30 protein-coding genes and 2 tRNA genes are annotated in these 26,277 nt (G+C 61.3%); 5 read left to right on the forward strand and 27 right to left on the reverse strand.

Annotation, left to right across the window (positions count from 1 at the left end):
- Positions 1-42 precede the first annotated feature (42 nt).
- From UCMB321_RS21300 to dapA, 10 genes are all read right to left on the reverse strand, one after another.
- Positions 43-861: a sulfotransferase family protein gene (locus tag UCMB321_RS21300; protein ID WP_040070444.1), complete on the reverse strand. Its 819-nt coding sequence runs from the start codon at positions 859-861 to the stop codon at positions 43-45.
- Between the two features lie 39 nt (positions 862-900).
- The gene (locus UCMB321_RS21305) at positions 901-1,392 is read right to left on the reverse strand and encodes a hypothetical protein (protein ID WP_157016021.1); all 492 of its coding nucleotides are present in this window, start codon (positions 1,390-1,392) and stop codon (positions 901-903) included.
- Positions 1,393-1,413: 21 nt separating this feature from the next.
- Complete coding sequence (locus tag UCMB321_RS21310; RefSeq protein ID WP_040070446.1) at positions 1,414-2,517, reverse strand: radical SAM protein; 1,104 nt, start codon at positions 2,515-2,517, stop codon at positions 1,414-1,416.
- 22 nt (positions 2,518-2,539) lie between these two features.
- Positions 2,540-2,776 carry a hypothetical protein gene (locus UCMB321_RS30825; protein ID WP_157016023.1) on the reverse strand — a complete coding sequence of 79 codons (237 nt, stop codon included), beginning with the start codon at positions 2,774-2,776 and terminating at the stop codon, positions 2,540-2,542.
- Between the two features lie 76 nt (positions 2,777-2,852).
- Positions 2,853-3,692: an alpha/beta hydrolase family protein gene (locus UCMB321_RS21315; protein WP_040070447.1), complete on the reverse strand. Its 840-nt coding sequence runs from the start codon at positions 3,690-3,692 to the stop codon at positions 2,853-2,855.
- A gap of 73 nt (positions 3,693-3,765) precedes the next feature.
- Positions 3,766-3,855, reverse strand: a tRNA-Ser gene (locus tag UCMB321_RS21320).
- Between the two features lie 85 nt (positions 3,856-3,940).
- Positions 3,941-4,651 carry a phosphoribosylaminoimidazolesuccinocarboxamide synthase gene (gene purC / locus UCMB321_RS21325; RefSeq protein ID WP_040070449.1) on the reverse strand — a complete coding sequence of 237 codons (711 nt, stop codon included), beginning with the start codon at positions 4,649-4,651 and terminating at the stop codon, positions 3,941-3,943.
- A complete protein-coding gene (locus UCMB321_RS21330) occupies positions 4,638-5,438 on the reverse strand; it encodes an MBL fold metallo-hydrolase (RefSeq protein WP_040070451.1) in 801 nt (266 codons plus the stop codon). Before UCMB321_RS21330 ends, purC begins: the two co-directional genes overlap by 14 nt.
- A gap of 4 nt (positions 5,439-5,442) precedes the next feature.
- Positions 5,443-6,546: an outer membrane protein assembly factor BamC gene (gene bamC, locus UCMB321_RS21335; RefSeq protein ID WP_040070452.1), complete on the reverse strand. Its 1,104-nt coding sequence runs from the start codon at positions 6,544-6,546 to the stop codon at positions 5,443-5,445.
- A gap of 17 nt (positions 6,547-6,563) precedes the next feature.
- Complete coding sequence (gene dapA / locus UCMB321_RS21340; RefSeq protein ID WP_040070453.1) at positions 6,564-7,442, reverse strand: 4-hydroxy-tetrahydrodipicolinate synthase; 879 nt, start codon at positions 7,440-7,442, stop codon at positions 6,564-6,566.
- A 326-nt stretch (positions 7,443-7,768) separates the two neighbouring features.
- On the opposite strand from dapA, the gene UCMB321_RS21345 reads away from it, so the two are divergent.
- Together UCMB321_RS21345 and UCMB321_RS21350 are read left to right on the forward strand one after the other, a co-directional pair.
- On the forward strand, positions 7,769-8,329 hold the full coding sequence (locus tag UCMB321_RS21345; protein WP_040070454.1) for a glycine cleavage system transcriptional repressor: 561 nt from the start codon (positions 7,769-7,771) through the stop codon (positions 8,327-8,329).
- Positions 8,330-8,339: 10 nt separating this feature from the next.
- A complete protein-coding gene (locus tag UCMB321_RS21350; protein ID WP_040070456.1) occupies positions 8,340-8,813 on the forward strand; it encodes a peroxiredoxin in 474 nt (157 codons plus the stop codon).
- A 14-nt stretch (positions 8,814-8,827) separates the two neighbouring features.
- Here the strand turns inward: UCMB321_RS21350 and UCMB321_RS21355 are convergent, their stop codons facing one another.
- Positions 8,828-9,067: a sulfurtransferase TusA family protein gene (locus UCMB321_RS21355; RefSeq protein ID WP_040070458.1), complete on the reverse strand. Its 240-nt coding sequence runs from the start codon at positions 9,065-9,067 to the stop codon at positions 8,828-8,830.
- Between the two features lie 127 nt (positions 9,068-9,194).
- On the opposite strand from UCMB321_RS21355, the gene UCMB321_RS21360 reads away from it, so the two are divergent.
- A complete protein-coding gene (locus UCMB321_RS21360; protein ID WP_040070459.1) occupies positions 9,195-10,628 on the forward strand; it encodes a M48 family metalloprotease in 1,434 nt (477 codons plus the stop codon).
- Positions 10,629-10,774: 146 nt separating this feature from the next.
- Here the strand turns inward: UCMB321_RS21360 and nadA are convergent, their stop codons facing one another.
- Positions 10,775-11,833: a quinolinate synthase NadA gene (gene nadA / locus UCMB321_RS21365; protein ID WP_040070460.1), complete on the reverse strand. Its 1,059-nt coding sequence runs from the start codon at positions 11,831-11,833 to the stop codon at positions 10,775-10,777.
- A gap of 278 nt (positions 11,834-12,111) precedes the next feature.
- Between nadA and coaA the strand changes: the two genes are divergently transcribed.
- Both coaA and UCMB321_RS21375 read left to right on the forward strand, forming a co-directional pair.
- Positions 12,112-13,014, forward strand: a complete 903-nt coding sequence (gene coaA, locus UCMB321_RS21370; protein ID WP_245220836.1) for a type I pantothenate kinase — start codon at positions 12,112-12,114, stop codon at positions 13,012-13,014.
- A gap of 2 nt (positions 13,015-13,016) precedes the next feature.
- Positions 13,017-13,259 (forward strand): co-regulatory protein PtrA N-terminal domain-containing protein, encoded by a 243-nt coding sequence (locus UCMB321_RS21375; protein WP_040070463.1) that lies wholly within the window; start codon positions 13,017-13,019, stop codon positions 13,257-13,259.
- A 25-nt stretch (positions 13,260-13,284) separates the two neighbouring features.
- Here UCMB321_RS21375 and UCMB321_RS21380 read toward each other — a convergent pair whose 3' ends face one another.
- The 15 genes from UCMB321_RS21380 to ruvC all read right to left on the reverse strand — a co-directional run bounded on the left by UCMB321_RS21380 (position 13,285) and on the right by ruvC (position 26,266).
- Positions 13,285-15,258 (reverse strand): putative bifunctional diguanylate cyclase/phosphodiesterase, encoded by a 1,974-nt coding sequence (locus tag UCMB321_RS21380; protein ID WP_052451331.1) that lies wholly within the window; start codon positions 15,256-15,258, stop codon positions 13,285-13,287.
- 183 nt (positions 15,259-15,441) lie between these two features.
- Positions 15,442-16,662, reverse strand: a complete 1,221-nt coding sequence (locus tag UCMB321_RS21385) for a serine hydrolase domain-containing protein (protein ID WP_084615124.1) — start codon at positions 16,660-16,662, stop codon at positions 15,442-15,444.
- A gap of 136 nt (positions 16,663-16,798) precedes the next feature.
- Positions 16,799-16,874, reverse strand: a tRNA-Lys gene (locus UCMB321_RS21390).
- 63 nt (positions 16,875-16,937) lie between these two features.
- The gene (gene queC, locus UCMB321_RS21395) at positions 16,938-17,627 is read right to left on the reverse strand and encodes a 7-cyano-7-deazaguanine synthase QueC (protein ID WP_040070464.1); all 690 of its coding nucleotides are present in this window, start codon (positions 17,625-17,627) and stop codon (positions 16,938-16,940) included.
- Position 17,628: 1 nt separating this feature from the next.
- On the reverse strand, positions 17,629-18,276 hold the full coding sequence (gene queE / locus UCMB321_RS21400) for a 7-carboxy-7-deazaguanine synthase QueE (RefSeq protein WP_040070465.1): 648 nt from the start codon (positions 18,274-18,276) through the stop codon (positions 17,629-17,631).
- A gap of 166 nt (positions 18,277-18,442) precedes the next feature.
- Positions 18,443-19,276, reverse strand: coding sequence for a tol-pal system protein YbgF (ybgF, locus tag UCMB321_RS21405; protein ID WP_040070466.1), 834 nt, complete (start codon positions 19,274-19,276; stop codon positions 18,443-18,445).
- Between the two features lie 6 nt (positions 19,277-19,282).
- The gene (gene pal / locus UCMB321_RS21410; RefSeq protein WP_040070467.1) at positions 19,283-19,780 is read right to left on the reverse strand and encodes a peptidoglycan-associated lipoprotein Pal; all 498 of its coding nucleotides are present in this window, start codon (positions 19,778-19,780) and stop codon (positions 19,283-19,285) included.
- Between the two features lie 54 nt (positions 19,781-19,834).
- Positions 19,835-21,085, reverse strand: coding sequence for a Tol-Pal system beta propeller repeat protein TolB (gene tolB / locus UCMB321_RS21415; RefSeq protein ID WP_425338595.1), 1,251 nt, complete (start codon positions 21,083-21,085; stop codon positions 19,835-19,837).
- A gap of 47 nt (positions 21,086-21,132) precedes the next feature.
- Entirely contained in the window at positions 21,133-22,197 is a 1,065-nt protein-coding gene (gene tolA, locus UCMB321_RS21420; protein ID WP_040070471.1) for a cell envelope integrity protein TolA, read from the reverse strand.
- On the reverse strand, positions 22,197-22,649 hold the full coding sequence (gene tolR, locus UCMB321_RS21425) for a protein TolR (RefSeq protein WP_040070472.1): 453 nt from the start codon (positions 22,647-22,649) through the stop codon (positions 22,197-22,199). Before tolR ends, tolA begins: the two co-directional genes overlap by 1 nt.
- Positions 22,650-22,663: 14 nt before the next feature.
- A complete protein-coding gene (tolQ, locus tag UCMB321_RS21430; RefSeq protein WP_040070473.1) occupies positions 22,664-23,359 on the reverse strand; it encodes a protein TolQ in 696 nt (231 codons plus the stop codon).
- Entirely contained in the window at positions 23,349-23,816 is a 468-nt protein-coding gene (gene ybgC / locus UCMB321_RS21435) for a tol-pal system-associated acyl-CoA thioesterase (RefSeq protein ID WP_040070474.1), read from the reverse strand. The genes tolQ and ybgC overlap by 11 nt, the downstream gene beginning before the upstream one ends.
- A 137-nt stretch (positions 23,817-23,953) precedes the next feature.
- Positions 23,954-25,012, reverse strand: a complete 1,059-nt coding sequence (ruvB, locus tag UCMB321_RS21440; protein ID WP_040070475.1) for a Holliday junction branch migration DNA helicase RuvB — start codon at positions 25,010-25,012, stop codon at positions 23,954-23,956.
- Complete coding sequence (ruvA, locus tag UCMB321_RS21445; RefSeq protein WP_040070476.1) at positions 25,013-25,627, reverse strand: Holliday junction branch migration protein RuvA; 615 nt, start codon at positions 25,625-25,627, stop codon at positions 25,013-25,015.
- 114 nt (positions 25,628-25,741) lie between these two features.
- Positions 25,742-26,266 (reverse strand): crossover junction endodeoxyribonuclease RuvC, encoded by a 525-nt coding sequence (gene ruvC, locus UCMB321_RS21450; protein ID WP_040070478.1) that lies wholly within the window; start codon positions 26,264-26,266, stop codon positions 25,742-25,744.
- Between the last annotated feature and the right edge of the window lie 11 nt (positions 26,267-26,277).

Genomic DNA, 26,277 nt, shown 5'->3' on the forward strand with positions numbered 1-26,277 from the left:
TACCAAGCTCCAATGGCTCATCTTCTATTTTTATGAGGTCGTTCAAAGAATCCTGACCCCTTGAGTGTTGTGTTGAGGGTGTTGCCAGAAAGCGTCGTTGATAAAACGGGCAAATAGATCGGGCGGCAGCAGCGTCGGCCGAGGAACCGCTTGCACCTGGGGCCTCACATCGTGCAGACCAGGCGTGCCGGCGCGTTTGTCGAACTCGCGGGCGTCGAACTGGACGTTGTGCAAGTCGTGGCTGAAGGTGGGCTCATCGATAAAGTCATAGAGGCCGTCCAGCACGGCTTGCGGATTGCTCACCAGACTCTCGTAGCGCACCAGCAGCAAGCGGCTCGCGTGTTCGCCATAAAAAGCCTGCTTGAGGGCGTTGTACGGATAACCCAGCATGCCTTCGGCATTCGCCAGGGCATCGGCGCGGCTATAAACAGTGCCTCCAGTCTGAAAATGGAAGATCGCCGAGGGTGAAAGCGTATTGCTCTGGATCAGCCGTTCGATGCTGTCGATGATCCAGGGGACGTCGCGCACACAAGCGATCACCTTGCTCGCGGGGAACAGGTTGCGCAGCAGCGCCATGCGTGAGCACCAGGAACGGTTGCTATCGAAGATCACCGGCGCGCCAAACTCGTCGCCGTAAAACTGCTCGAACAGCCCGCGCAGGACGCGCTCGCGCTGTCGATCCGAAATAAACAGCGAATACTCGTTCTTGCCGCCCATGCCATTCAGCAGATCATCGACCAGACCCGCGACGGGGCTGCTCATATGCGCATGAAAACGCGGATTCTGGCGCAACAGGGCCGACAGCAAGGTCGAGCCGGAACGGGGCAAGCCGGAAATGAAATGCAGGACGCGTTCAGTCATCGATCGAACTCCTGGTGAAAGGATTGATAACGCCCTGGTTCATGACAGGAACAGCCGATGCCAGACACTCTGGCCGTGCTCATCGATCCCCAGGTGCTGGAAACCGGCGCGTTGGATCACCCGGATACCCGCGGCGGTCTCCAGTTTCGGGTTTTCGACAACGATCATCATCCCCACCGGCGCCTGGGCTTCACCGGCATAGGCCAGTGCCAACTGCTCATAGGTATGGGCAAATAACCGGGGAGCCAGGCCGACATCGCGGCTGTCCTCGCGGATAAAGGTGCGATAAAACCAATAGAGCGCCCCCGCGCCCGGGCTGTAGGCGCAATACACCGAGCTGACCCCGACGATCCGGCCATCGGCGTTGCGGACCACACTGGCCACCTCGAAGGTTCTGCGCCAAGCCTCGCAGGGATCCGTCAGTGCTCCGGTTTCGCCCCAGAAGGCGATGAGTTCGCTGCGCAGTTGCGAGGTGATCTGCCCCCACACCCAGACAATCCGATGTTTTTTCAATGAGCCAATGGCCGACACGGCAACTTCTCGCTTTAAAGGTCAGGGATGGGCTTGGCTGCCATTGCCCGGGAAAGGCATGCGCAGGCGATCGTCGTTGAGGAACAGTTCGCACCACAGGCGCCATAGCTTGATCAGCCGTTGCTGACCGCCTTCCTGGCGCAACTCCCGGGTAGCCCGCGCCAGTACGCTGGCAAAGGACTGGGCGTAGAGCCGGCAACTGCCGCAATCGATGTTCGGCGTACAGCATTTGCCGGTGCTCTGGCTCAAGTCGGTGTTGTAGTGCCGCAGGGAGGGGGTCAGCAACACGCCGCAGTCACGGGTCACCGCCCCCGGACCTTGTGCATCGGGATACAAGCCCGCCGGGTCGTGAATCAGTTCGTTGAAGTCATCGTCATAAAGGATCCGCTGCCCCGGTTGCTGCAGCACCCGCGCAATGCTGTCTCTCGCACGCCGCAGATCGTCGGCAGTCAGGATCAGGTTGTCAGCCGCCGTGCTGGTGATGTGGTAGGGGTCGGCACCGGCACCGCTGCCAATAAAGTCCAGATACTTGCTGGTGGGGCTGTAGTGATTGAAGGTCAGCGCCAGGCCGTTATCCGCGCAGACCTGGGCGATATACGGAATATCGTCCAGGTTGCGCGCCGTCAGGGTGAACACGAAGACCGCCCTGGCGTCGTTGCGGTAGTTCCTGATCTGCTTGGTCATGATGTCGGCCCCGCGCAGTTCTCGGCTACGTTCGGGATTGCCCCAAAGCGACACATGCACGCGATAGTCGATTTCGGCACTCAACCGCTTGATGCCATTGGTGAACACCACACCGTAGGGTATGTGCCGATTGGCGATGACCAACTTGTTCTCCGCCAGCGACGGCTCGGCCCCACCGAAGTAACCGTAGCGCACCCCCCGGGCGCCTTCCCCCGCAAAGAAGGCCTCGATGCTCTGAAGGTCTTGCACGTCCTTGTGTCCGAGGTAATCGTCCCCCGAAAAGAACAGGCACCCTTCGCAAGTCAGGTTGCAGACCGAGGTGATGTCATACTGACTGGGACGAAGCGGCAACAGCTCCTGGCGTAGCAGCTTCCAGAACTCGGCGTCACTCAGCGATCGGGCAGCCGATTGCGGCCCACGAACAACGTCAAGGACGCCCATTCACGATGGCTCCGGTAGAAATTTACGGGTTGGCGCGACTCTGGAACCCTGCCCGGCGGCACCCTGCTGTGCGTGAGCTGGCTTGAGTCAAAATAATGTCAAAATGATACCTTTTTAATATCGCAATACCAATTCCCCAAATAAATGTTTCAAGACTTTTCTTCATTTTTTCCGCCAAGCGGCTAAAGACGCTCAAAAAAGCCAGCAAACCGACATTTTTCTCACGAAAAAACAAGCCAATAATTTGACGACCACTCAAAGCCCGTTCGTTAAGTCACGGTGCCGAGGGATACGGCCGGGAGCAGGGATGCCCGGCCGGGCAAAAACAGGCCCGGCTAAGGCGTCCTGGCACAAACAGGCGTCTTGGCGAGCAACTCGGGCCAGCGCTGGGCCCATTCGCTTTCGTGAGTCATGCCCGGCACCACGTAAAGGGTGGCACAGCGAGCACCTGACGCCTCCACGAAGCGTTGGGCAATACTCGGTGGCACCACACTGTCCTCGGCGCCACTGAAATGGATTTGCGGGATGGACGCCACTTGCCGGGCGACGTCGATGGCATTCAGTGACGCGGGCATGGGCGTCACGCGATGCAGCCGATTGACTTCGGCATGATCGAGGTTACCGGCCACGGTGCGTATCGAGGCCACGTCATGGCGCCGGGCGGCAATCAACACAGCCAGGGCGCCGCCCCCGGAGTAGCCCACCAGATTCACCTGCTGTCCCACGGCGACGTAGTGGGTCACCGCCTGATTCATGGCGACCACGACCTCTTCGGCAAAGCGCTTGTCGGTCCAGTAGGTCACATCGCAGCGGGGGTTATCAGGTATTGGCGTGAATTGGCAGGGGCGAGCCAGGTAGACCACGTTGGCCGCCGGATCGCTCGCGGCCAATGCCAGGCCCAATGCCTTGTACGGCGTCGGGTCGGTGGATGGCTGACTGCGTGTTGCCCAGGCCTTGCCGTCGCCCTCGATGTACAGGGTCAATGGCAAGTCCGGTCGTGTGATCCGATAAAAGCCGGTCAATATGAAGCTATCGGTTTTAATCAGTTCGCGTTTCAAGTGCGCCGGTTGCGCCAACTCATCGGCGTGCCGACTCGCGTCGGCGTGACGACCCGGATCGGCGCAACCGCCGAGTATCAGCGCCAGAACCATCAGCGCGGTTCGTGAATGATTCATTTGACCCCGACATGAAATGACAACCACGAAAAAGCCCCCGTAACTTTTCAGCTACGGGGGCTTTTTCCATGTATGGCGGAGAGATAGGGATTCGAACCCTAGGTACCGGTGAAGGTACAACGGATTTCGAATCCGTCCCATTCGGCCACTCTGGCATCTCTCCAACGGCGCGCATCATAACAGCACCTTTGCCGGAAGCGAACCCCCCAAAGCAAAAAAATTTCCGTGCTATCAGATGCTTGCGTCGATTACAGCGGTACGCCCAGACGGTTGGCGACTTCTTCGTAGGCTTCGATGACATCACCGAGGCCCTGGCGGAAGCGGTCCTTGTCCATCTTCTTGCGTGTTTCCTTGTCCCACAGGCGGCAACCGTCCGGGCTGAACTCGTCGCCCAGCACGATCTGGCCGTGGAATACACCGAATTCCAGCTTGAAGTCCACCAGCAGCAGGCCGGCTTCGTCGAACAGCTGGCTCAGCACTTCATTGACCTTGAGCGACAGCTCTTTCATCCGCGCCAGTTGCTCGGCAGTGCCCCAACCGAAAGCCACGACGTGGGATTCGTTGATGAACGGGTCACCCTTGGCGTCGTCCTTGAGGAACAGTTCGAAGGTGTAGGGGTTGAGCTTCAAGCCCTCTTCCACGCCCAGGCGCTTGACCAGGCTGCCGGCCGCGTAGTTGCGCACCACGCATTCCACCGGGATCATGTCGAGCTTCTTCACCAGGCATTCGTTGTCGCCCAGCAGCTTGTCGAACTGGGTCGGGATACCGGCCGCTTCGAGCTTCTGCATGATGAAGGCGTTGAACTTGTTGTTCACCATGCCCTTGCGGTCCAGCTGCTCGATACGCTTGCCGTCGAACGCCGAGGTGTCGTTGCGAAACAGCAGGATCAAGCGGTCGGCGTCGTCGGTCTTGTACACCGACTTGGCTTTGCCGCGGTAGAGTTCTTCACGTTTTTCCATGATGGGCTCCGCTTGTTAAGTTGTTGGGCCAGGCGATATGTCGCCAGTCGAGCCCTGAATCTTGATCGGCCAGTTGCAGCCAGTCCGGGTCGCACCCGAGGGTGTCGACAAAACATTGCCGGGCCAGCCGCGGCAGGTTGTTCTTGCTACTGAGGTGGGCCAATACCAGGTGTTGCAGGTCTTGCCAGCCCAACTCGGCCACCAGGCTCGCGGCCTGGTGGTTGTTCAAATGTCCCTCTTCCCCGCCCACCCGCTGCTTGAGAAAGGCCGGGTAATGTCCACGGGCAAGCAGGTCGCGGCAATGATTGGCTTCGATCATCAAGGCATCGAGACCACTGTAGCTGTTCATGACCCTGCCACAATAGGAACCCAGGTCGGTGAGCAGGCCGAAACGCCGCCGACCGTCGCTGAACACGTACTGCGTCGGCTCCAGGGCATCGTGGGCCACCGACACCACCTCGATACTCAAGGCCCCGACCTGCAAGGTCTCGCCGCCCGCCACGAAGCCCGCGGGCTCGATGGGCTTGCGCAGGCCGCGCAAGGTGCCACGGCTCAGGTACACCGGTAGATTGTAACGCCGAGACAGCAAACCCACGCCATGCACGTGGTCGGCATGTTCGTGGGTCACCAGAATCGCGCTCAACTGCGCCGGACTCACCCCAAGGCGCGCCAGGCGTCGCTCGGTTTCCCGTAGCGAGAAACCACAATCGACCAGGACCAGCGTGTCTTCACTGGCGACCAGCGTGCCGTTCCCTTGGCTACCACTGCCGAGAACGGCAAACCGCACCGGATCAGCCCAGGTTGTCTTGAATCACACCCAACACCCGACGGGCCACGTCGGCCGGCGCCACGGTGTTGATGTCCTTCTCGACGGTGACCTGGACGCTGTCGCCCACCTTGCTCAGGCGAACCTGATAACGCACGGCACGGGTCTCGATCTCTGCCTTGGTCGGCTTGCTGCCGAACAGGCTGCCGAAGAAACCGGGCTCGTCGCCCTTCTTCTCGGCTTTTTCCGCCAGGTTGATGTAGTACAGGCCCAGGCTGCGGTTGATGTCCTCGACACGCCAGTCGCCCCGCTCCAGCGCACGGCCGACGCTCGACCAGGCGCGGTCCAGGTCTTCGCCGACGTTGAGCACCGGGTTGCCGCTGCCGTCCTGGCTCAGGCTGACGCGGTTCGGGGTATCAAAATCACGCGCAGCCAGCAACGACACCGAACCGCCCTTCTCGGCGCTGCGACTCATGCTGGAAAGCATCTCGTCGACCAGGGCCGCATCCACGCCGGTATTGACCGAACGTGGCGTGAAATCGACGTTGGCGGTGCTGCCGGCCGGGCGCTGGGCGCTGACCACATAGACTTCACTGGTATTGCGCTGCACGCCCGGTTCGATACGGACCCGCACGCGGGTTTCGTTGTCACCGACCGCCAGGCGCTTGCCCATGGCCGTCGACAGTTCGTCGGAACGCTGCCAGGCGGTGGTGAATTCACCGGTCTGCGGGCGTTGCGCGTCGATACGGAAACCGTTGTCCTGGAAGAACTGCAAGGCCACCGGCCAGACTTCGGCCGGCGCATGCTGGGCCATCACCCAACTCGAATCGCCGGTTTTCTGCAGGCTGTAGTCGCTGGCGCTGGCCGCGGCCTGCAACGGCTGCGGACGCGGTACTTCGAACTCGCCCTTGGCGGTACTGTCGGCGACGTTGCGCGGAATCGGCAACAAGGGGTCAAGACGCTTGCCGGTGGCGACATCCGGCGGCAACTGCATGGCCGGCGTCTGTTTCGAATCCAGGTAGTCGCTGCCGCGGTCGCGGAAATAACCTTCCGGGCCCCACAGCCAGGCGCAGCCACTGGTGCTGGAGATAATCAAGGCAAGTGCGGAAAGTCCGGCCAATCGCTTCATGCGGGGTATTTCCTCAATTAAACCAGGACGCCGGACTGGCGCATGGCCTGCCGCAGCGGTTCGTGACAGGCAGCGCTGAGCCAGGTGAGCGGCAGACGGATACCGTCCGGCATCAAGCCCATCTCATGCAGCGCCCATTTCACGGGGATAGGGTTGGATTCGATGAACAGGGTCTTGTTCAGCGGCATCAGTTTTTCGTGAATCGCCCGGGCCTCGTCGGCCTTGCCGGCCATGGCGGCGGCGCACAGGTCGCTCATCTGCCGTGGCGCGACGTTGGCGGTCACCGAGATGTTGCCCTTGCCGCCGAGCAGGATCAGCTCGACCGCCGTGGCGTCGTCACCGGAATACACCAGGAAATCGCTGCTCACGCCGGCCAGAATCGCCTTGGCCCGCTCCAGGTCGCCGGTGGCTTCCTTGATCCCGATGATGTTCGGCACGCTCGACAGGCGGATCACGGTCTCGGCCTGCATGTCGCACGCGGTGCGGCCCGGCACGTTGTAGAGGATCTGCGGGATGTCGACGGCTTCGGCGATAGCGCGGAAATGCTGGTACAGGCCTTCCTGGGTCGGCTTGTTGTAATAAGGGGTCACCAGCAGGCACGCGTCGGCACCGGCAGTTTTCGCATTGGTGGTCAGTTCGATCGCTTCGCGCGTCGAATTGGCGCCCGTACCGGCAATCACCGGGATACGCCCCGCCACCTGGTCGACCACGCGACGGATCACTTCGATATGTTCGTTCACATCGAGGGTGGCCGACTCACCTGTAGTGCCGACCGCGACAATGGCGTTGGTGCCGTTTTGCAGGTGGAAGTCCACCAGTTTGCTCAGGCTGTCCCAGTCAAGACGCCCCTGTGCATCCATGGGTGTGACCAGTGCCACCATACTGCCCGCAATCATGCAACCGCTCCTGCCGGAAAAAGAGAGCGGTAATGGTACTGGCGCCATCAGGCTTGTACAAGCGAAGTACTGCCTATGAGCATTCCCCTGAGCGCAGGTTTTCGCTACCCTTCAGACTTTGATCGGTACTGAGTCGCTCACGTGCCGGGTTCCAGCCTCCATTTTCGCTGCCCGAAGCCCGCTCCGGCCTGGCCGCCGCCCGTCCTCTGCGAGGCGGCACCCGGCGCCAGCGCTCGATTCCAGGCCTCGCCATCCGCATCCGGACACCCGAACCCAGCTCGCCAGCGCCCCAAGCTACCGACCGCTCATCGCTTTAGGAATGCTGCATGTCCACCCCCACAGTCCGCGAACAATTCCTTGTCATCAGTGCCCTCGGCGCCAACCCCATGGAGCTGACCAACGTCCTGTGCCGCGCCAGCCATGAAAACCGCTGCGCCGTCGTGACCTCGCGCCTGACCCGCCATGGCGAGTACAGCGCGCTGGTCCTGCAGATTTCCGGCAGCTGGGATGCCCTGGCGCGCCTTGAAGCCGGCCTGCCGAACCTGGCGAAGAAGCATGCCTTCATCGTCAACGTGGTGCGCAGCGGCGCTCTGGAGAACCGTCCCCAGGCACTGCCGTACGTCGCTTATGTCAGCTCGGCCTACCGCTCGGACATCATCAACGAGCTGTGCCAGTTCTTCATCGACCATAACGTCGAGCTGGAAAACCTGACCTGCGACACGTACCTGGCGCCCCAGACCGGCGGCACCATGCTCAACGCCACCTTCACCGTGACCCTGCCTGCCGGCGTGCAGATCAGTTGGTTGCGCGATCAGTTCCTGGACTTCGCCGACGCGATGAACCTCGACGCCCTGATCGAACCGTGGCGCCCACAGAACCCAATGTAAGGAAACATCCATGGCCGTCGTCATCGATCAACCCGTCGCCGATTTCCAGGCTCCGGCCACCAGCGGGCAGACCGTCAGCCTCGCGGGCCTCAAGGGCAAGCAGGTGGTGATCTACTTCTACCCCAAGGACAGCACCCCGGGCTGCACCACCGAGGGCCAGGGCTTTCGTGACCAGTACGCCGCCTTCCAGGCCGCCAACACCGAAGTCTTCGGTGTGTCCCGCGACAGCCTGAAGTCCCACGAGAACTTCAGGTGCAAGCAGGAATTTCCGTTCGAGCTGATCAGCGACAAGGACGAAGCCGTCTGCCAGCTGTTCGACGTGATCAAGCTGAAGAAGCTCTACGGCAAGGAATACCTGGGCGTTGACCGCAGTACCTTCCTGATCGATGCCCAGGGCGTTCTGCGCCAGGAATGGCGTGGCGTGAAGGTCCCCGGTCATGTGGATGCCGTGCTGGCGGCGGCCCAGGCGCTGAACAAGGCCTGAGCCGGCGCTGTACGTCAGGCCTTGCGCAACCAGTAGCGATACACGCCGGACGCTTCCTCTTCATGGATCAACGCATGTCCGGCGAGCCTGGCGAACGTGCGAAAGTCACGCTGCGATCCGGCATCGGTGGCAATCACCTTGAGCACCGCGCCGCTGGCCAGGCGATTGAGCTCCAGCTTGGCCTTGAGCAGCGGCAGCGGGCAGTTCAGGCCACTGGCATCCAGCTCGGCGTCGTGCTCTACAACTTCGGTCATTGCTTCACTCCTGGCGTTGCGCCGGATGGTCGGTTCGGAGCCTCTAGGATACCCCAAGTGAGAGCGGCTCTGGTCGCCAGCCCAGTGTCCGGCTACAGTAAGGACTTTGCCGACCAGAGCCCTGTGCATGACCTTTCTGCGCCCCACCCTGTTGACGCTCGCTTGCTTGCTCGCCTCCCCTGGCTTCGCCAACGACCTGCCGTCACTCGGTGACGCCAGTTCCGCCATCGTCTCCCCGCAACAGGAGTTCCAGCTGGGCCGGGCCTGGCTGAGCCTGTTGCGCAGCGAGGTCAAGCAACTCAATGACCCGCAGCTCAAGGATTACGTCGAGACCACCGTCTACAAGCTGGCCGAGACCAGCCAGGTCCAGGACCGTCGGCTGGTGTTCATCCTGATCGACAGCAACCAGCTCAACGCCTTCGCCGCCCCCGGCGGGATTGTCGGGATCAACGGCGGGCTGTTCCTCAACGCCCAGACCGAGGGCGAATACGCCGCGGTACTGGCCCACGAACTGGCGCACTTGTCGCAACGCCACTTCGCCCGTGGCGTGGAAGCCCAGCAACGCATGCAAGTGCCGATGATGGCGGCGCTGCTGACCGGGATCGTCATCGCGGCGGCGGGCGGCGGTGACGCCGGTATCGCCACCATCGCCGGTACCCAGGCCGCGGCCTTCCAGGAGAAACAGCGCTTCTCCCGCCAGAACGAACAGGAAGCCGACCGCATCGGCATCCTCAACCTGGAAAAAGCCGGTTACGACCCACGGGCCATGCCGACCATGTTCGAGCGCCTGATGCGCATCTACCGCTTCGACGCCAAGCCGCCGGAATTCCTGCTGACCCACCCGGTCACCGAATCGCGGATCGCCGATACCCGCAACCGGGCCGAGCAATCCAAGCCCGGCGGTATCGAGGACAGCCTGCGTTATCAGCTGATCCGGGCCCGCGTGATGCTGTCCTATGAGGACTCCCCGGGCCTGGCGGCCAAGCGCTTCCGTGCACAGCTGGACGAGAATCCCAAGTCCGACGTGGCCCGCTATGGCCTGGCCATCGCGCAGCTCAAGGGTGCCCAGTTGAACGAGGCGCGCGCGACCCTCAAGCCGCTGCTGGACAAGTCGCCCAACGACATCACCTACAACCTGGCCCAGATCGACCTGGACTCGGCGGCCAGTCGTTTTCCCGAAGCGCTGCAACGGGCCGACAAGATGCTGCTGCAATTCCCCGCCAGCTACCCGCTCAAGCAGGCACGCATCGACCTGCTGATCAAGCAGAATCGCCCCGCCGAGGCGGAAAAGGCGCTGGATGCCTTGTTGAAGATCCGTCCGGAGGATCCGGACGTCTGGTATCAGCTCGCCGAAACCCGTGGACAGTCCGGCAATATCATCGGCTTGCACCAGGCGCGGGCCGAGTACTTTGCACTGGTGGGCGACTTCAAGCAGGCGATCCAGCAACTGGACTTCGCCAAGCGCCGCGCGCCGAACTTCCAACTGGCCTCACGCATCGATGCGCGTCAGAAGGAGTTGATCGATCAGGAACGCATGGTCAAAGAGATGATGGGTGGCTGAAAACACCGCTTCTCCTGTAGGAGCCGGCTTGCCGGCGATGAGGCCCTTGAGCCTTGCGGCGCACGTTCGGCCGCCATCGCCGGCAAGCCGGCTCCCACAGTGGTATGTCGTCGGATACAGATTTCGCGTACGACACAAACCCTGTGTCAGGCATTACCCGCCAGTTTCAAGCGCGCCGCCTGGGTGAAATCCAGCATGCGCTTGAGCGGGCGAACGGCGCGGGGAATCACCGCCGGGTCGACGAAGATCTCGTTGCTGCCCTCACGCAGGCACTGCAAGGTGCGCTCCAGGGTATTCATCGCCATCCACGGGCAATGCGCGCAACTGCGGCACGCCGCGCCGTTACCGGCAGTCGGTGCCTCGATGAACACCTTGTCCGGGCACAGCTGCTGCATCTTGTAGAAAATGCCGCGGTCGGTCGCCACGATGAACGTCTTGTTCGGCAGACGCTGCGCCGCCGCGATCAACTGGCTGGTGGAACCCACCGCATCGGCCAGTTCGATCACCGACTCCGGCGATTCGGGGTGCACCAGGATCGCCGCCTCGGGATACAGCGCCTTCATGTCCTCCAGCTGCTTGGACTTGAATTCCTCATGGACGATGCAAGCGCCGTCCCAGAGCAGCATGTCGGCGCCGGTTTCCCTCTGGATATAGCGCCCCAGGTGCTTGTCCGGCGCCCAGATGATGGTCTCGCCGTTGTCCATCAGGCTCTCGACGATCTCCAGTGCGCAACTGGAGGTCACCACCCAGTCGGCCCGCGCCTTCACCGCCGCCGAGGTGTTGGCGTACACCACCACCGTACGCTCGGGATGCTGGTCGCAGAACGCGGAAAACTCATCCACCGGGCAGCCCAGGTCCAGCGAACAGGTGGCTTCCAGGGTCGGCATCAGGATGCGTTTTTCCGGGGTGAGGATCTTGGCGGTTTCGCCCATGAAGCGCACGCCGGCCACCAGCACGGTCTTGGCCGGGTGCGCGGCACCGAAGCGGGCCATTTCCAGGGAATCGGACACACAGCCGCCGGTTTCCTCGGCCAGCGCCTGGATCACCGGATCGCAATAGAAATGGGCCACCAGCACCGCGTCCTGGGCCTTCAGCTCGGCGGCGATAGCCGCACGCAGCTGCGCCTCTTCGGCGGCACTCAGGGGTTTGGGTTGCTTGGCGTCAAGGTGGGCTTGAACCAGAAGGCGTTCGGAAATCTGCGTCATGTTCGCAAGACCTGCAGGCGCGAGAGCGCGAAAGTCAAGTATACCCCGGCCGCCGTCCCTTTCCGAGACCGGATAGAGGGTCTGCCTAGGTGCAACGTACGGACCGGGAGAGTTAATCCATCAGGCATGGACTGCTTTACAGCCGCGCAAGGCTACAGAATATCCAATGAATTCAAAAGATTATTCTGATCTTCGGACAAGTGGGGGCAAAGCGTTGGATAATCGACCCATTGAAGAGGCCTGGACGGCAACCGATGATATCCGATGACTACCTCGTAATGACCCGCAACGAGTGGGCAGAACTGCGTGCCAGCACGCCTCTGACCCTCTCGGAAGACGATCTGTCGGCATTACGCGGCGTGAACGAAGACGTCTCCCTGGAAGATGTCGCCAACGTCTACCTGCCGCTGTCGCGGCTGATCAACCTGCACATCGGCGCCGCCCGCCAACTGACGGGCATCCGCGATACCTTCCTGGGGCGCCCGACCCACCGGGGCCCTTACATCGTGGCCATCGCCGGCAGCGTCGCCGTCGGCAAGAGTACCTTCGCCCGCGTCCTGCAGGCCGTGATGGCGCGCTGGCCGGATCACCCGAACGTCGCCCTGGTCACCACCGACGGCTTCCTCTACCCCAACAGCAAGCTGGTGGCCGATGGCATCATGCACCGCAAGGGCTTTCCGGAGAGCTACGATCGCAAGCACATGGTCAAGTTCCTCGCCGCCGTGAAGGCCGGCGAGCGCAACATCAAGGCGCCGATCTACTCCCACGTCAGCTACGACATCGTGCCCGACCAGTACCAACTGATCGACCAGCCGGATATCCTGATCTTCGAAGGCCTCAACGTCCTGCAGACCGATGGCGTCGACGGGCAGAAGCCCTCCACCATCGTCTCCGACTTCTTCGATTTTTCGGTGTACCTGGATGCCGATGAACAAGACATCGAGCAGTGGTACGTGGCACGCTTTCTCATGCTGCAGAAAACCTCGTTCCGCGCACGCGGGGCGTACTTCCGCAAACTCGCCGACCTGACGCCCGAAGAGGCGCCCGAAGCCGCGCGCCAGATCTGGCGGGATATCAACCGGGTCAACCTGTTGGAAAACATCCTGCCGACCCGTGAGCGTGCGGACCTCGTACTGCGCAAGGCGGCGGATCATTCAGTGAGCGAGATCTGGCTACGTTGATCATGAAGCCCTTCAACCTGTTGTTGAGCCTCACCCTGTTGAGCGTACCCGTAACCACCCTCGCCGAAGGCGGTGGGGGCCGGGTCATCGCCCGCATGCAAGCCCGGCGTGACGAGTCCATGGCACGCTTTCTGGAGCGTGAAGATGCCAAGGCGATCGTCAACGCCCAGGAAGCCGCCAAAACCCTTTCAAGAGCCCAGGCGTCGAACTCGGGACAGGTCGAAAGGTCCGTAGACCAGCCCTGAGGCCCCCCATGGGCGCGTGATCGGGTCACGCTCGACTCAACATCTCCCCGGCCTCCCATTGCCCTCTCCGCGCCTCGGTCTGCGCCAACCAGGCCAGGGTGTCGGCGAAAGCCACGGGACGGCTGAAGAAAAAGCCCTGCACCTGCATAGCCCCCAGGCTACGCAAGGCATTGAGCTCCTCCTGGGTCTCGACCCCCTCGACCACGCACTCCAGCTCCATGTCGAGGCTCAGGGTCACCAGCGACTTGACGATCTTGTAGCTCGCGGGGTTGAGATGAATGTCGGTGATAAAGCTGCGATCGATCTTGAGTTTCGTCAGCGCCAGGGCATGCAACTGGCTCAGGCTTGAATAGCCCGTACCGAAATCGTCCAGCGAGATACCGCAGCCCAGCCTGCGAAACTGTCCGATCGCCCATTGCACCTGGGAGATGTCCTGCATCACGACGGTTTCGGTAATTTCCAGGTCCAGATACGCCGGGTTGAAGCCGCTGACCCTGATCACATCGATGATCGACTGCACGCTATCGGCGGAGCCGCAGTCATGGACCGACAGATTGAATGAAAGCCGCATGCCTTCCGGCCAGAGCCGCGCCATACCCAGCGCCTGCCTCAACAAAGGCAACGTGAGGCGACCGATCAGACCGATACGCTCGGCAATCGGAATGAACTGCCCCGGGGAAACCAGGCCCAGCTCCGGGCTGTCCCAGCGGGCCAATGCCTCGAAGGCGACCGTCTCTCGACTGCCGCTGTCGAGAATCGGCTGGAACAGCACGAAAAACTCCTTGTCCAGCACCGCCCTGCGCAACGCCTGCTCGGTGATGGCGTCGCGATGCAACTGCTCGCGATGGCCGCTCGAAAACAGGCACATCGACCCCGGGTTATGGCGCTTGCCTTGGTAAAGCGCATAGTCCGCGTATTCGAAAAGCTGCATGGCACTGGTGGCGCCTTGGGGAAACGTGGCCATGCCCAGGGTGGCGCCGATCTGGATCGGCACATCCACCAGCAGGAACTCGACGCGCAACTGCTCGCACACGGTCTTGCCGAAAGTGTGCAAATCCTCGTCGCTGAGATCGCCTTCGAGCACCAGGGCGAACTCATCCCCACCCAGCCGCGCCACATGCACCGTCCTACCGACCAACTCCAGCAGACGCTGACCGACCATGATCAGAATCTTGTCGCCGACGCCGTGGCCGTACAGATCGTTGACCGGCTTGAACCCGTCGAGATCGAGGATCCCCACTGCAAGGCGCTTTTCCCCGGCGATTGCCTGCCGCATGGCGCTCTCCAGGGTGGTGAAGAACTGTCGCCGGTTGGGCAGCCCGGTCAGGCTGTCCTGATTGGCCAGTTGCAGGTTCTCGTTGCTCAGCTGTTCGGTCCGCGCCTGCACATTCACCAGACGGGTGAAGTCGCGGTAGTGATGTTGCAGGATGACCAACATGGCCAGCGACACCAGCAGGATATTCACCGCCGTGGCAATGAAGGCCGGGTTGTGGGTGGAGGCGAAGAAAATCACGAACGCGACGTTGACCACGAGCGTGGCGATCAGCGCCGCGGGCCGCAGGTGCATCATGCAAAAAATGCAGACGATCACCGTAATCCCCATGAAAAAGGCCACCTGGGACTGCGAATAGGCATCGCCGTAGGGATACAGGGCCAGGGACCAGGAGGTGAAGGCGCCGGCAATGATGGGCACCAACTGATTGGTTCGCCGCAGGGAGGCCAGGATCCGCGTATCGGCAGGCAGGTACCTGGAGCTACGCAACCAGACGCAGGCGCGCACCACGCAGATCACCGTCATGCCCAGCGGGATGGCGCATGTCAGCCACAAGGGCGCGGTGGGCAGGTGAGTGGCGGCCAAGGCCCACATATTCAGCAGCAAGACCAGGTACATCAGCGGCAGCTGACGAGACAAGGCAACGTACTGAGCCCGGAGCAGCTTGGGATTGTCATGGGGTACGGACATGAGGGTCCGCAGGGTAGCCAGGAGTTTTCTTGTCATCGCGAGGCCTCTCCTCTCTGTCTGCGCAGTGAAGGCGTGCAGCGCTCGTCCCTTTCAAGTAGCCGACCAAAAATGAAGATGTAGCCAATACAATTGTCGGCGCAGGCGTGCTTTTCTTTAGAGCCTATAGCCACCACTCTCATGTCTTCGGCGCAGGCACTGGCAACGATCACGAAGCAATGCTTACCCGGGCGGCGCTGAAGAGACCGCTTTGCTGACCGCTTCAAAGAACGCCTGGCGCTCTGCAAAGCGCCCCTTGTCCGAGGCACTGGGCCACGAGCCGAGGACCACCACCAGCAACTCATGGCGGGGGTCGAAGTACATGGCCTGACCGAAGATACCGAGCGCCTGGTAAGTTCGGTCTTCGCCGACCCACCACTGGAAGCCATAGCCAAGATTCGCCGTATCACCCCGAACAGCCCAATGGGTCGCTTCACTCACCCAGTTCGCCGGCAAGACCTGCTGGCCTCCCGCGTGGCCGCCATCCATGAAGAACAGGCCAAAGCGAGCATAGTCCTCAAGCGTCATGCTCAGGCAGCAACCGGACAGCTCGCTGCCGCTTGCATCCAACGCCCAGACCGCATCACGGGCCATCCCCGCGTGCGACCAGATTTTCTCCGAGAGATAGTCTGCAAGCCCCTTATGGGTTGCACGACTGACCAGCAGCCCGATCAGATCGGTCTCGCCGGTCTTGTAGACGAATCGCGTCCCCGGCTGCGCCTCGCGCTTGAGTCCGGCCATGTAACCCAGGACCGAATGGCCCGAATGCTCCGACAAGTGCGCGAACTGGTTCACATCGGAGTGCGGGTCACGATAGTCCTCGCTCCAGCGCACACCCGAGGTCATGGTCAGCAATTGACGGAGTGTCACAGCGTCGTAAGCACTGCCGGACAACTCAGGCAAATAGCGCGTAACAGGGTCTTCGATACTGTGAATGAAGCCATCCTGGATGGCGGCGCCCACCAGGGTGGAGGTGATCGACTTGGCCACGGACCAGGAAGTCCAGCGCTCATTCGCCGTCAGGTCCGCGCCATAACGCTCAAGCACTACACGCCCGTGAACCATCACCAACAGCCCCTCCACGTTGGTGTCACGCATAAAGGCGTCGGTATCCACGGGTTGGCCATTGTGTACGAAGTTCAAGGGCAGCTCGCCCTTGGCGCGCGGCAGCTCTGCAATAGCGGCGCTGCCACGCGAAACAACGCGCGTCGGGAAAATGCGCTCCATATTGCGGTAGCCGAATTTTTGCTCCGCGGGCGTCCAGAAGAGAAAGCGGCCAGGTTCCGGCCGGACGTCAACAACAGCGTCATCAGGTTGCACAGAGGCTGGTGCGACAGTGGAGACAAGCCAAGCTGCAAGTATGAAACCGACCACCCCGCCTGTCCGCTGAAGCCATCTGTTCATTACGTCGGTCCTTGATACGTAGGGACTTAAAACTAGTTCAGTCCCATATCAGAAAACAACGATTTTCTGGCAGGCAAAAAAAAATCCGGAATTCCTCACTTTCGTGGGCGTTCCGGATTTTCTTCTACAACAAATATGGTGGGTCGTGTGGGATTCGAACCTACGACCAATTGGTTAAAAGCCAACTGCTCTACCAACTGAGCTAACGACCCGCTGTGTGGTGGCGCGTATAATACTGATTTCTAACGGGAATTCAACACCTTAAATGAAAAAAATCAAAAATAACGTGTCGGATCACTGATTCCGGCCGCTGCGAAGCCTTCGGCACGCAGTCGGCAGCTGTCACATTTCCCACATGCAAAGCCGTTAGCATCCGCTTGATAGCAGGATACGGTCAGCGAATAGTCGACCCCCAGCTTGACCCCGGCCTGGACGATATCGGCCTTGCTCAGGTTCTGCAGCGGCGCCTGGATACGGAAACCCTCGCCCTCGACACCGGCCTTGGTCGCGAGATTGGCCAGGGTTTCGAAGGCCTCGACAAACTCGGGACGGCAGTCCGGATAACCGGAGTAGTCCACCGCGTTGACGCCGATAAAGATATCCCGGGCGCCGAGCACCTCGGCCCAGCCCAAGGCCAGCGACAGGAACACCGTATTGCGCGCCGGTACGTAGGTCACCGGAATTCCTTCGCTCGGAGCCTCGGGCACATCGATGCTGCTGTCGGTCAAGGCCGAGCCACCGATGCCGTTGAGGTTCAGGCCAATCACCTTGTGCTCGATCACCCCGAGGTCACGCGCCACCCGCTCGGCGGCCTGCAGTTCGGCACGGTGACGCTGACCATAGTCGAAACTCATGGTGTAGCAGCTGTAGCCCTGGGCACGTGCCATGGCCACCACGGTGGCCGAGTCCAGGCCGCCGGAGAGAAGGATTACCGCTTTCTTTTCAGTGCTCGCTTGAGTGGTCATATCAGCGCCCCGGCTCGTCATTCCATAGATATTTGTGCAACTGCATCTGCAGGCGCACCGGCAGGTTGTCCGCCACGATCCAGTCGGCCAGCTCACGGGCCGGCAAGTCGTGGTGGCTCGGCGAGAACAGGACTTCGCCGGCACGTTTATCCAGGCCGTACTGAATCAGCTTGGACACCGCCCAGTCATAGTCCTCCCGCGAGCAGATCACAAACTTGACCTGATCGTTGGGGGTCAGCAACTCGATGTTCTCGTAGCGGTTGCGGTGCGATTCCTTCGAGCCCGGGGTCTTCAGGTCGAGCACGCGGCTGACCCGCGTGTCCACCGCCGAGATATCCAGCGCGCCACTGGTTTCCAGGGACACGCTGTAACCGGCATCACAGAGCTGCTTGAGCAAGGGAATGGCATTGGGCTGGGCCAGCGGTTCGCCGCCCGTCACACAGACATAGCGCGGACGGTAACCGGCCACCTGCTCCAGGAGGCTGTCCAGGGTCATGAGCGTGCCGCCGCTGAAGGCATAGGCACTGTCGCAGTACTGGCAGCGCAGAGGGCAGCCGGTCAGGCGCACGAAAACGGTGGGCAGGCCAGCCGTTCGCGTTTCACCCTGCAAAGAGTAAAAAACTTCGGTGATTCTCAATGTGTCTTGCATAGTCGCCACGGGCGTAACAGCTAAACAGGCCGTCCGCCTCAGTCAGGCACTGCAATGAACCTGCGATCGCACAGTCCAGAACAGCGTGTTTCATAAAAAAGGGGGATGAATTCTAACGAAAAAACCCGCGACAAGCGCGGGTTTCTTCAAGCCGGGCGTCAAACCCTCACATACGCTGCAGATCGCGCTGTGCCAACTGAGCCGCGGAAGTCCCCGGATACTGGGAAACCACCTGCTGCAGAATGCCCTTGACCTTGTCGGTATGGCCCAGGCGACGCTCGACGTCCGCCAACTTGTACAGCGAGTCCGGCACCTTGGCGTGCTTGGGGTACAGCTGGCTGACCTTGGCAAACGCCTGGCCGGCGCCTTGCAGGTCGCCCTTGGCCAGGTTCACTTCGCCCAGCCAGTACTGCGCGTTACCGGCGTACTGGCTATTGGGGTACTTACGCAGGAAAGCGCTGAAGGCCTGGCTGGCCTTGTCGAAGTCCTTGGCCTTGATCAGGTCGAAGGCAGCGTCGTAGTAGAGCTTTTCCTTGGCCGGATCACCCGGCTCGCTGCTGGCCGCGGGGGCCTGGGCAGCCGATGCACCAGCTGCAGCACCGGCGGCGGCATTCGCATTGCCACCGGCAGAAGAATTTTCAGGAGCCGCAGCCGCCGGAGCGCCGCCACTGCCTATGCGCCGATCAAGATCCTGGTATCGCTCCAGGTTTTCCTGCTTCATGCGCGCAATATCGTTTTGCAGAACTTCGATCACGCCTTGTTGCTGCGAGAGTTGTTCCTGCATGCGTTGCAATTGATTGAACAGTTCGCCCTGTGCCGAGACAGGGGCCGAAACCCCTCCCCCGGCATAGGCGCCGTTCGTACCGTAACCCGCTGGCGGATAACTTCCACCGCTATTGTTATAGCCGGAGTTGTCATCGACCACAGGAACCGCAGCCCACGCCGCAAGCGGCATCAGGCTGAGAGCCAAAACAGTTACAGCACGACGGCACGTTCGCATGACGAATTACTTACGCAGTTCGACGCGACGGTTTTGAGCCCAGGACTGCTCGTCGTGGCCAGTGGCAACTGGACGCTCTTTACCGTAGGAAACCAGTTCCAGCTGAGCTGGGGCAACACCTTGCAGTACCAGGTAGCGTTGAACGGCTTTCGCACGACGCTCGCCCAGTGCCATGTTGTACTCGCGAGTACCACGTTCGTCAGTGTTACCTTCCAGAACGACGTGAGCGCCGTTAGCTTTCAGGTCCTTGGCGTGAACGTCCAGGGAGCGCATGGCTTCTGGCTTCAGGTCCGAGCTGTCGTATTCGAAGTAGAAAGTGGTGATTGCGCGCAGAGCAGCTTCTTCGCTCAGGGAGCCGTCAACTGCACCGGTGTTAGCACCGTAACCAGCGTTTGGGTCTACAGCGCCTTGACCGGCATTGTCGCCGCCTTTGGACGAGCAACCTACAGCTACAGCCATGGCCAGAGCCAGCGCAGCAAATTTACCAAACTTCAGCATTTCCATCGTAAAACTCCTAATGAACCCCAGTGTGTTAAGCAAAATCTTTAAAGCGCCGCGTCAGTTCAGGTAAGGGGACCAGGAAGGTTCTCTGACTTCGCCTTGAGCGGTAGGAAGCGGGAGCCTTACGCGTCCGTTGATGGACACGAGCATCAAGACTCCCCGGCCCTGCTGGGCGGTGGCGTAGATTACCATGGTGCCGTTAGGCGCGACAGTGGCTGACTCATCAAGGTTGGTGTCTGTCAGTATCTTTACACTGCCGCGTTGCAAATCCTGAGCCGCCACACGGAAATTGGTAAAGCCATCCTGACGGTGGATCATCACCAGTGTTTTTTCATCCGCCGACAGTTTCGGGTTGGCGTTGTAGTTACCGATGAAGGTCACGCGCTCGGCACCGCCGCCATTGACGTTGGTCTTGTAGATCTGTGGCTTGCCGCCGCGATCGGAGGTGAAGTAGATGGTCGAGCCATCCTTGCCCCAGAACGGTTCGGTGTTGATGCCCTGGCCGCTGGTGACGCGACTCATCTGGCGCGAGGCCATGTTCATCACGTAGATGTCCGGGTTGCCGTCCTTGGACAGCACGAACGCCAGGCGCGAGCCATCCGGCGACCAGGCCGGTGCACCGTTGAGGCCTTCGAAGTTGGTGATCTGCTCACGGCGGCCAGTGTCGATGTGCTGGACGAAGATGCGCGGACGCTTCTGTTCGAACGACACATAGGCGATACGCTTGCCATCCGGAGCGAAACGCGGCGACAGGATCGGCTCGCGCGATTGCAGCAGGGTCACGGCGCGGGCACCGTCATAGTCCGAGCGCTGCAGGGTGTAGCGGGTGTTGTTCACCGAGAAGCGTTCAGCCGTGACATAGAGCATGCGCGTGGAGAACGCACCCTTGATGCCGGTGAGCTTTTCAAACGACTGGTCGGAGATGTAGTGCGACATGTCGCGCAACTGCTCGGCCGTACCCGACACGCTGCCGGTCAGCACCTGCTGCTCGGTGGCGACGTTGAACAGCGCGTACTGCACCTGCAGGCGACCGCCTGCCGGAACGATGCTGCCGACCATGATGTACTGGGCGCCCAGGGCCTTCCAGTCACGGTAGATGACTTCGCTGGCCTGGGTGGGCAGGCTGATCATGTTCTGCTTCGGAATCGGCGAGTAGTAACCGGAGTTACGCAGGTCGTCGCCGATGATCTGGGCCATGTCGTCCGGCAGGACGCTACCGCCCTGCCAGCCGAAGGGAACGACCGCGATGGGCGTGGCCCGGTCGCTGCCGCTGGTGACCAGAATGTTCTTTTCATCTGCCATCGCCATCCCTGCCAGGCAGCAGATCACGACAAGCATTGTTCGAAGAAGGTTTCTCACAAGGCTAGATCCTCAGGTGTGAATGTCATCTTGAAGGAACGATAGGGAGCAAAGTCGCTCGGTTTCATTCCCTGCATTTCCGTCAAACGACCAATATTTTTGACCGCTGCTACCGCCGAGGCGTCAAACGGGCCGTCGCCACTGGACTTGGCCACCGAGACCGTGGTCACGGTACCGTCCGGCAACATGCCGATTTGCAGCACCACTGTCATGCCTTTGCGTGCCGAAGGAGGACGAGCCCAACCTTCTGCCGCCCGCGCACGAATCAGATCGTCGAAACTGCCAGCGGTTTCATCGCCCTGCTCATCGGCCAGGGCCTGCTGGCGCTGCGGCGTGTCGGAAAGCAAATCTGCCAGGGCCTGCGCCTTCTTGTCTTCGGCAGCTTTACGCGCCGCATCCTGCGATTTCTTCTTCGCAGCATCGGCAGCGGCTTTCTTCTTCGCCTCTTCAGCGACTTTCTTCTTCGCCTCTTCAGCCTCGGCTTTCTTCTTGGCGTCCTCGGCCGCTTTCTTCTTGGCGTCTTCGACGATCTTTTTCTTCGCCTCGTCAGCTGCCTTCTTGGCCTCTTCTTCCGCGGCCTTCTTGGCTTCGTCTTCGGCTTTTTTCTTGGCTATATCGGCCAATTCCTTTTTCGCCTCGGCCGCCTTCTTCGCGTCGTCGGCTTTCTTGGCCTCTTCGGCCTTTTTCGCCTCGTCCGCTTTCTTGGCTTCGTCAGCCTTCTTGGCTTCGTCGGCCTTTTGAGCCGCTTCCTCTTTCTTTTGTTCCGCAGCCTTCACCGCTTCCTGCTCGACCTTCTTCTGCTCCATCTGCTCGACTTCGGTCTGGCGCGCGGCGGATTTCTTCGCCTCACCCGCAATCTTCTGATTGGTCTGGGTGGTCGCCTGACTTTTCGATTTCAGCTGATACAGGGTCGCCTGGACAATGGGCTTGGCCGGCGGCAGTTCCGGAGTCAGGGCAAAGCTGACAAACAGCATGCCGAAAATCAGGATATGCAGGCCAATCGCCCAGACGCTGGGCCAGAAGTAGCTTTCCGAAGCGGACGGCTCTCGCTGTTGGTGCATCAGGGAGCCTCGGTAATCAAGCCAACATTACCGACGCCGGCCTTCTGCAGACCGCCCATGGCACCCATGACGGCCCCATAGTCGACGGTCTTGTCACCGCGAATGAACACCTGGGTATGCTTGCCGCCTTCGTTGCCGGCGCGAATGATCTTGGTCACCGCGTCGGTCATCTGCGGCAGGGTCATGGCCCTGTCCTGCTGTTTGTCGGTGTCGACTTCGCTGCCAAGGTTCCAGTAGTAGGTCTTGTCAGCCTTGATCGAAATGGTCAGGACCTGGGTGTTGTTGTCCTGCGGCAAGGCTTCGCTGGAAACCTTGGGCAGATCAACCTTCACGCCCTGATTGAGCATCGGCGCGGTCACCATGAAGATAACCAGCAGCACCAACATCACGTCGATGTAGGGCACCACGTTCATCTCGGCGACCGGCTTGCGTTTGTGGCGAACTCGGGCCATGGGGATTTACCTGCTCACTCTTCGCTGGTGTGCACTTTGCGGTGCAGGATCGCCTGGAACTCGTCGGCGAAGGTGTAGTAGCGGCCGATCAGGTTCTCGCCACGGGCCGCAAAACGGTTGTAGGCGACAACGGCCGGAATGGCGGCGAACAGGCCGATGGCGGTGGCCACCAGCGCTTCGGAAATACCCGGGGCCACGGTGGCCAGGGTTGCCTGCTGGGCGGTGGCCAGGCCACGGAAGGAGTTCATGATCCCCCAGACGGTACCGAACAGACCGATGTACGGGCTGACGGAGCCGACGGTGGCCAGGAACGGCAGGCTCTGCTCGAGCTTTTCCTCTTCACGGGAGATGGCCACGCGCATGGCGCGGGACACCCCTTCCATGACCGCTTCCGGATCGACGCCCGATTGCTGGCGCAGACGGGAGAACTCCTTGAAACCGGCACGGAAGATCTGCTCGACACCCGAATCCGGATCCGGGTTGCTGCCGGCCTGACGGTAGAGTTTGGACAGGTCGATGCCCGACCAGAAGCGCTCTTCGAAGCTCTCCAGGGCGCGGCGACCGGCGCGCAGCAGGTTGCTGCGCTGAAAAATCATGATCCACGAGGTGACCGAGGCGGCCACCAGGATCAACATGACCAATTGCACCACGATGCTGGCATTGCTGACCAAGCTCCACATGGAGGAATGGTCGACGGCGTTAGCTTCCACGCTTTATCTCCTGCTCTAAGTGAGTACCCGCGCCGCTTGTGTCGGCAAAGGCCGAACGCAAGGCTTCTGGAATGGCCCGGGGTTTTAAACTATCGGCGCGCACACAGGCCACCAGGAACTGCCCTTCGCAGAGCAGCGTTTCATCATCAGCCCGCCTGACCTGCTGCTTGAAGCGCAGGCTTGCACGGTTCAGCTCAATCACCTCGGCGCTGATCGAAAGCTCGTCGTCCAATCGCGCCGGCGCGTGGTAGCGCGCTTCGCTGGAATGCACGACGAACAACAGGTTCTCCCCTGCCAGCGACGATTGGGCAAAGCCCAACTCCCGTAGCCGCTCGGTTCGAGCCCGCTCCATGAACTTAAGGTAATTGACGTAATACACGATGCCGCCGGCATCGGTGTCCTCGTAATAAACGCGACAGCGATGTGCGAACGACTGAACCCCGTTTTGCGCGCGCATACTCTAGTGCTTACTCCTCAGGTTGCCAATCGGCCAGGCAACTGTTTTTCGTCCTTCGACGACTTTTTGCATGAAGATTCGTGACACGTGCCCTTCGGACAACGCAAACCGCGAATAAATCAGCCCCGATCCTGCCTTTACTCGTCCAGCGCATCAAGAAACTCGTCTACCACGGGCATTTCGCCCAAGCGCGACGGAATGTTCAAACCGAAGTGCAGATAGGCATGCCGGGTCACCACCCGTCCACGGGGGGTGCGCATGATATAGCCCTGCTGGATCAGGTAGGGCTCGAGCACATCCTCGATGGTGTGCCGTTCCTCGCTGATCGCCGCCGCCAGGCTGTCCACGCCCACCGGGCCGCCGTCGAACTTCTCGATCATGGTCAGCAGCAGGCGCCGGTCCTGGTGATCGAAACCGTGCTCGTCGACATCCAGCAGGTTCAAGGCTAGGTCCGCCACGGGCTTGGTGATATGTCCCTTGGCCCGTACTTCGGCGAAGTCGCGCACCCGGCGCAACAGGCGGTTGGCGATCCGCGGCGTGCCCCGCGCCCGCCGGGCGACCTCGAAGGCGCCGTCAGGGTCCAGCGGCAAGCCGAGAATCCCCGCCGAACGGCTGACGATGGTTGCCAGGTCCGCGGTGCTATAGAACTCGAGACGCTGGACGATACCGAAGCGGTCACGCAACGGGTTGGTCAACATGCCGGCGCGGGTGGTGGCGCCGACCAGGGTGAAGGGTGGCAGGTCGAGCTTGATCGAGCGCGCCGCCGGCCCTTCGCCGATCATGATATCGAGCTGGAAGTCCTCCATCGCCGGATACAGGACTTCTTCGACAATCGGCGACAAACGGTGGATTTCATCGATGAAGAGCACATCATGGGGCTCGAGATTGGTCAGCAGCGCCGCCAGGTCGCCCGCCCGCTCCAGCACCGGTCCCGAGGTGCTCTTGATCGACACGCCCATCTCCTGGGCGATGATATTGGCCAGGGTGGTCTTACCCAGGCCCGGCGGACCGAAGATCAGCGTGTGATCCAGGGATTCGCCGCGCCCGCGCGCGGCCTGGATGAACAGCTCCATCTGCTCCCTGACCGTCGGCTGGCCGATGTACTCGGCCAGGCTCAGCGGCCGGATGGCACGATCCTGGACTTCCTCGCGGTCACGCCCGCTGGAGGCGGTAATCAAACGGTCGGCTTCAATCACTTAGATCATTCCCTTCAGGGCGCGACGAATCATGTCTTCGCTGCTCAGGCCTTTGTCTTTGATGGCCGACACCGCCTTGCTCGCCTCCTGGGGCTTGTAGCCCAGGGAAATCAGCGCACTGACCGCATCGGTTTCAGCGCTGGCCACCGGCACCGCAGGTGCGCCGTCCGGCTGGTTGGGCACCAGGGCAAACATGCTCGGCACGGTTTCCCAGGCCTTGAAGCGGTCCTTGAGTTCCACCAGCAGGCGCTCGGCGGTCTTCTTGCCGACGCCCGGCACCCGCACCAGCGCCGAAGTGTCCTGGGCCTGCACGCAGCGCACCAGTTCATCGACCTCCAGGCTCGACATCAGCGCCAGGGCCAGCTTCGGTCCGACGCCGTTGAGGCGGATCAACTCGCGGAAAAAGTCGCGTTCACGCTTGCCGACGAAGCCATAGAGTAACTGCGCATCCTCGCGCACGACCAAATGCGTGTGCAAAGTCAGCGGCTCGCCGACCGACGGCAGGCGGTAAAGCGTGGTCATCGGCACTTCCAGCTCGTAGCCGAGGCCATTCACATCAAGGATGAGGTGCGGCGGCTGTTTTTCAGCCAGGGTGCCGCGCAAACGTCCAATCACGTATCAGATCCTTATTTCTGGCCAGACCAGGGGCTGACGACTTGGAACCATGGCGCACTACCTTATCCGGCGGGGCGCTATCGGCAAGCAAAACTGTTTGAGGCGATGATGCTATCAGAGACGCAGGCGACCACCACGGCTACGTGCAGCGCCCAGGCCATGGGGCAGGAGGCTTGCGCGGGTATGCGCATGGCACAGGGCGATCGCCAGGGCGTCCGAGGCGTCGACTTGCGGCTTGGTGGTGAGCTTGAGCAAATGCATGACCATCATCATCACCTGCTCCTTGTTGGCGCCCCCCGTGCCGGCCACGGCCTGCTTGACCTGGGTGGCGGTGTACTCGGCGATCTCGAGGTTTTCCTCGGCCCCGGCGACGATGGCCGCGCCCCGCGCCTGGCCGAGCTTGAGCGCCGAATCGGCGTTTTTCGCCATGAACACCTTTTCGATGCCCATGGTCACCGGCCCGTAGGTCTGGATCACCTCGCGCACACTGCGGTAGACGATCTGCAAACGCTCGTGCAGTTCGCCGCTGCCGGTGCGGATACAGCCCGAGGCGACGTACACGCAGCCGCGCCCGGTATCGCGCACCACACCATAGCCGGTGATGCGCGAACCGGGGTCGATACCAAGAATTAAAGTCATAGCGCCTGCGT

Origin of the sequence: Pseudomonas batumici (assembly GCF_000820515.1) — a bacterium.
Classification (GTDB): Bacteria; Pseudomonadota; Gammaproteobacteria; order Pseudomonadales; family Pseudomonadaceae; genus Aquipseudomonas; species Aquipseudomonas batumici.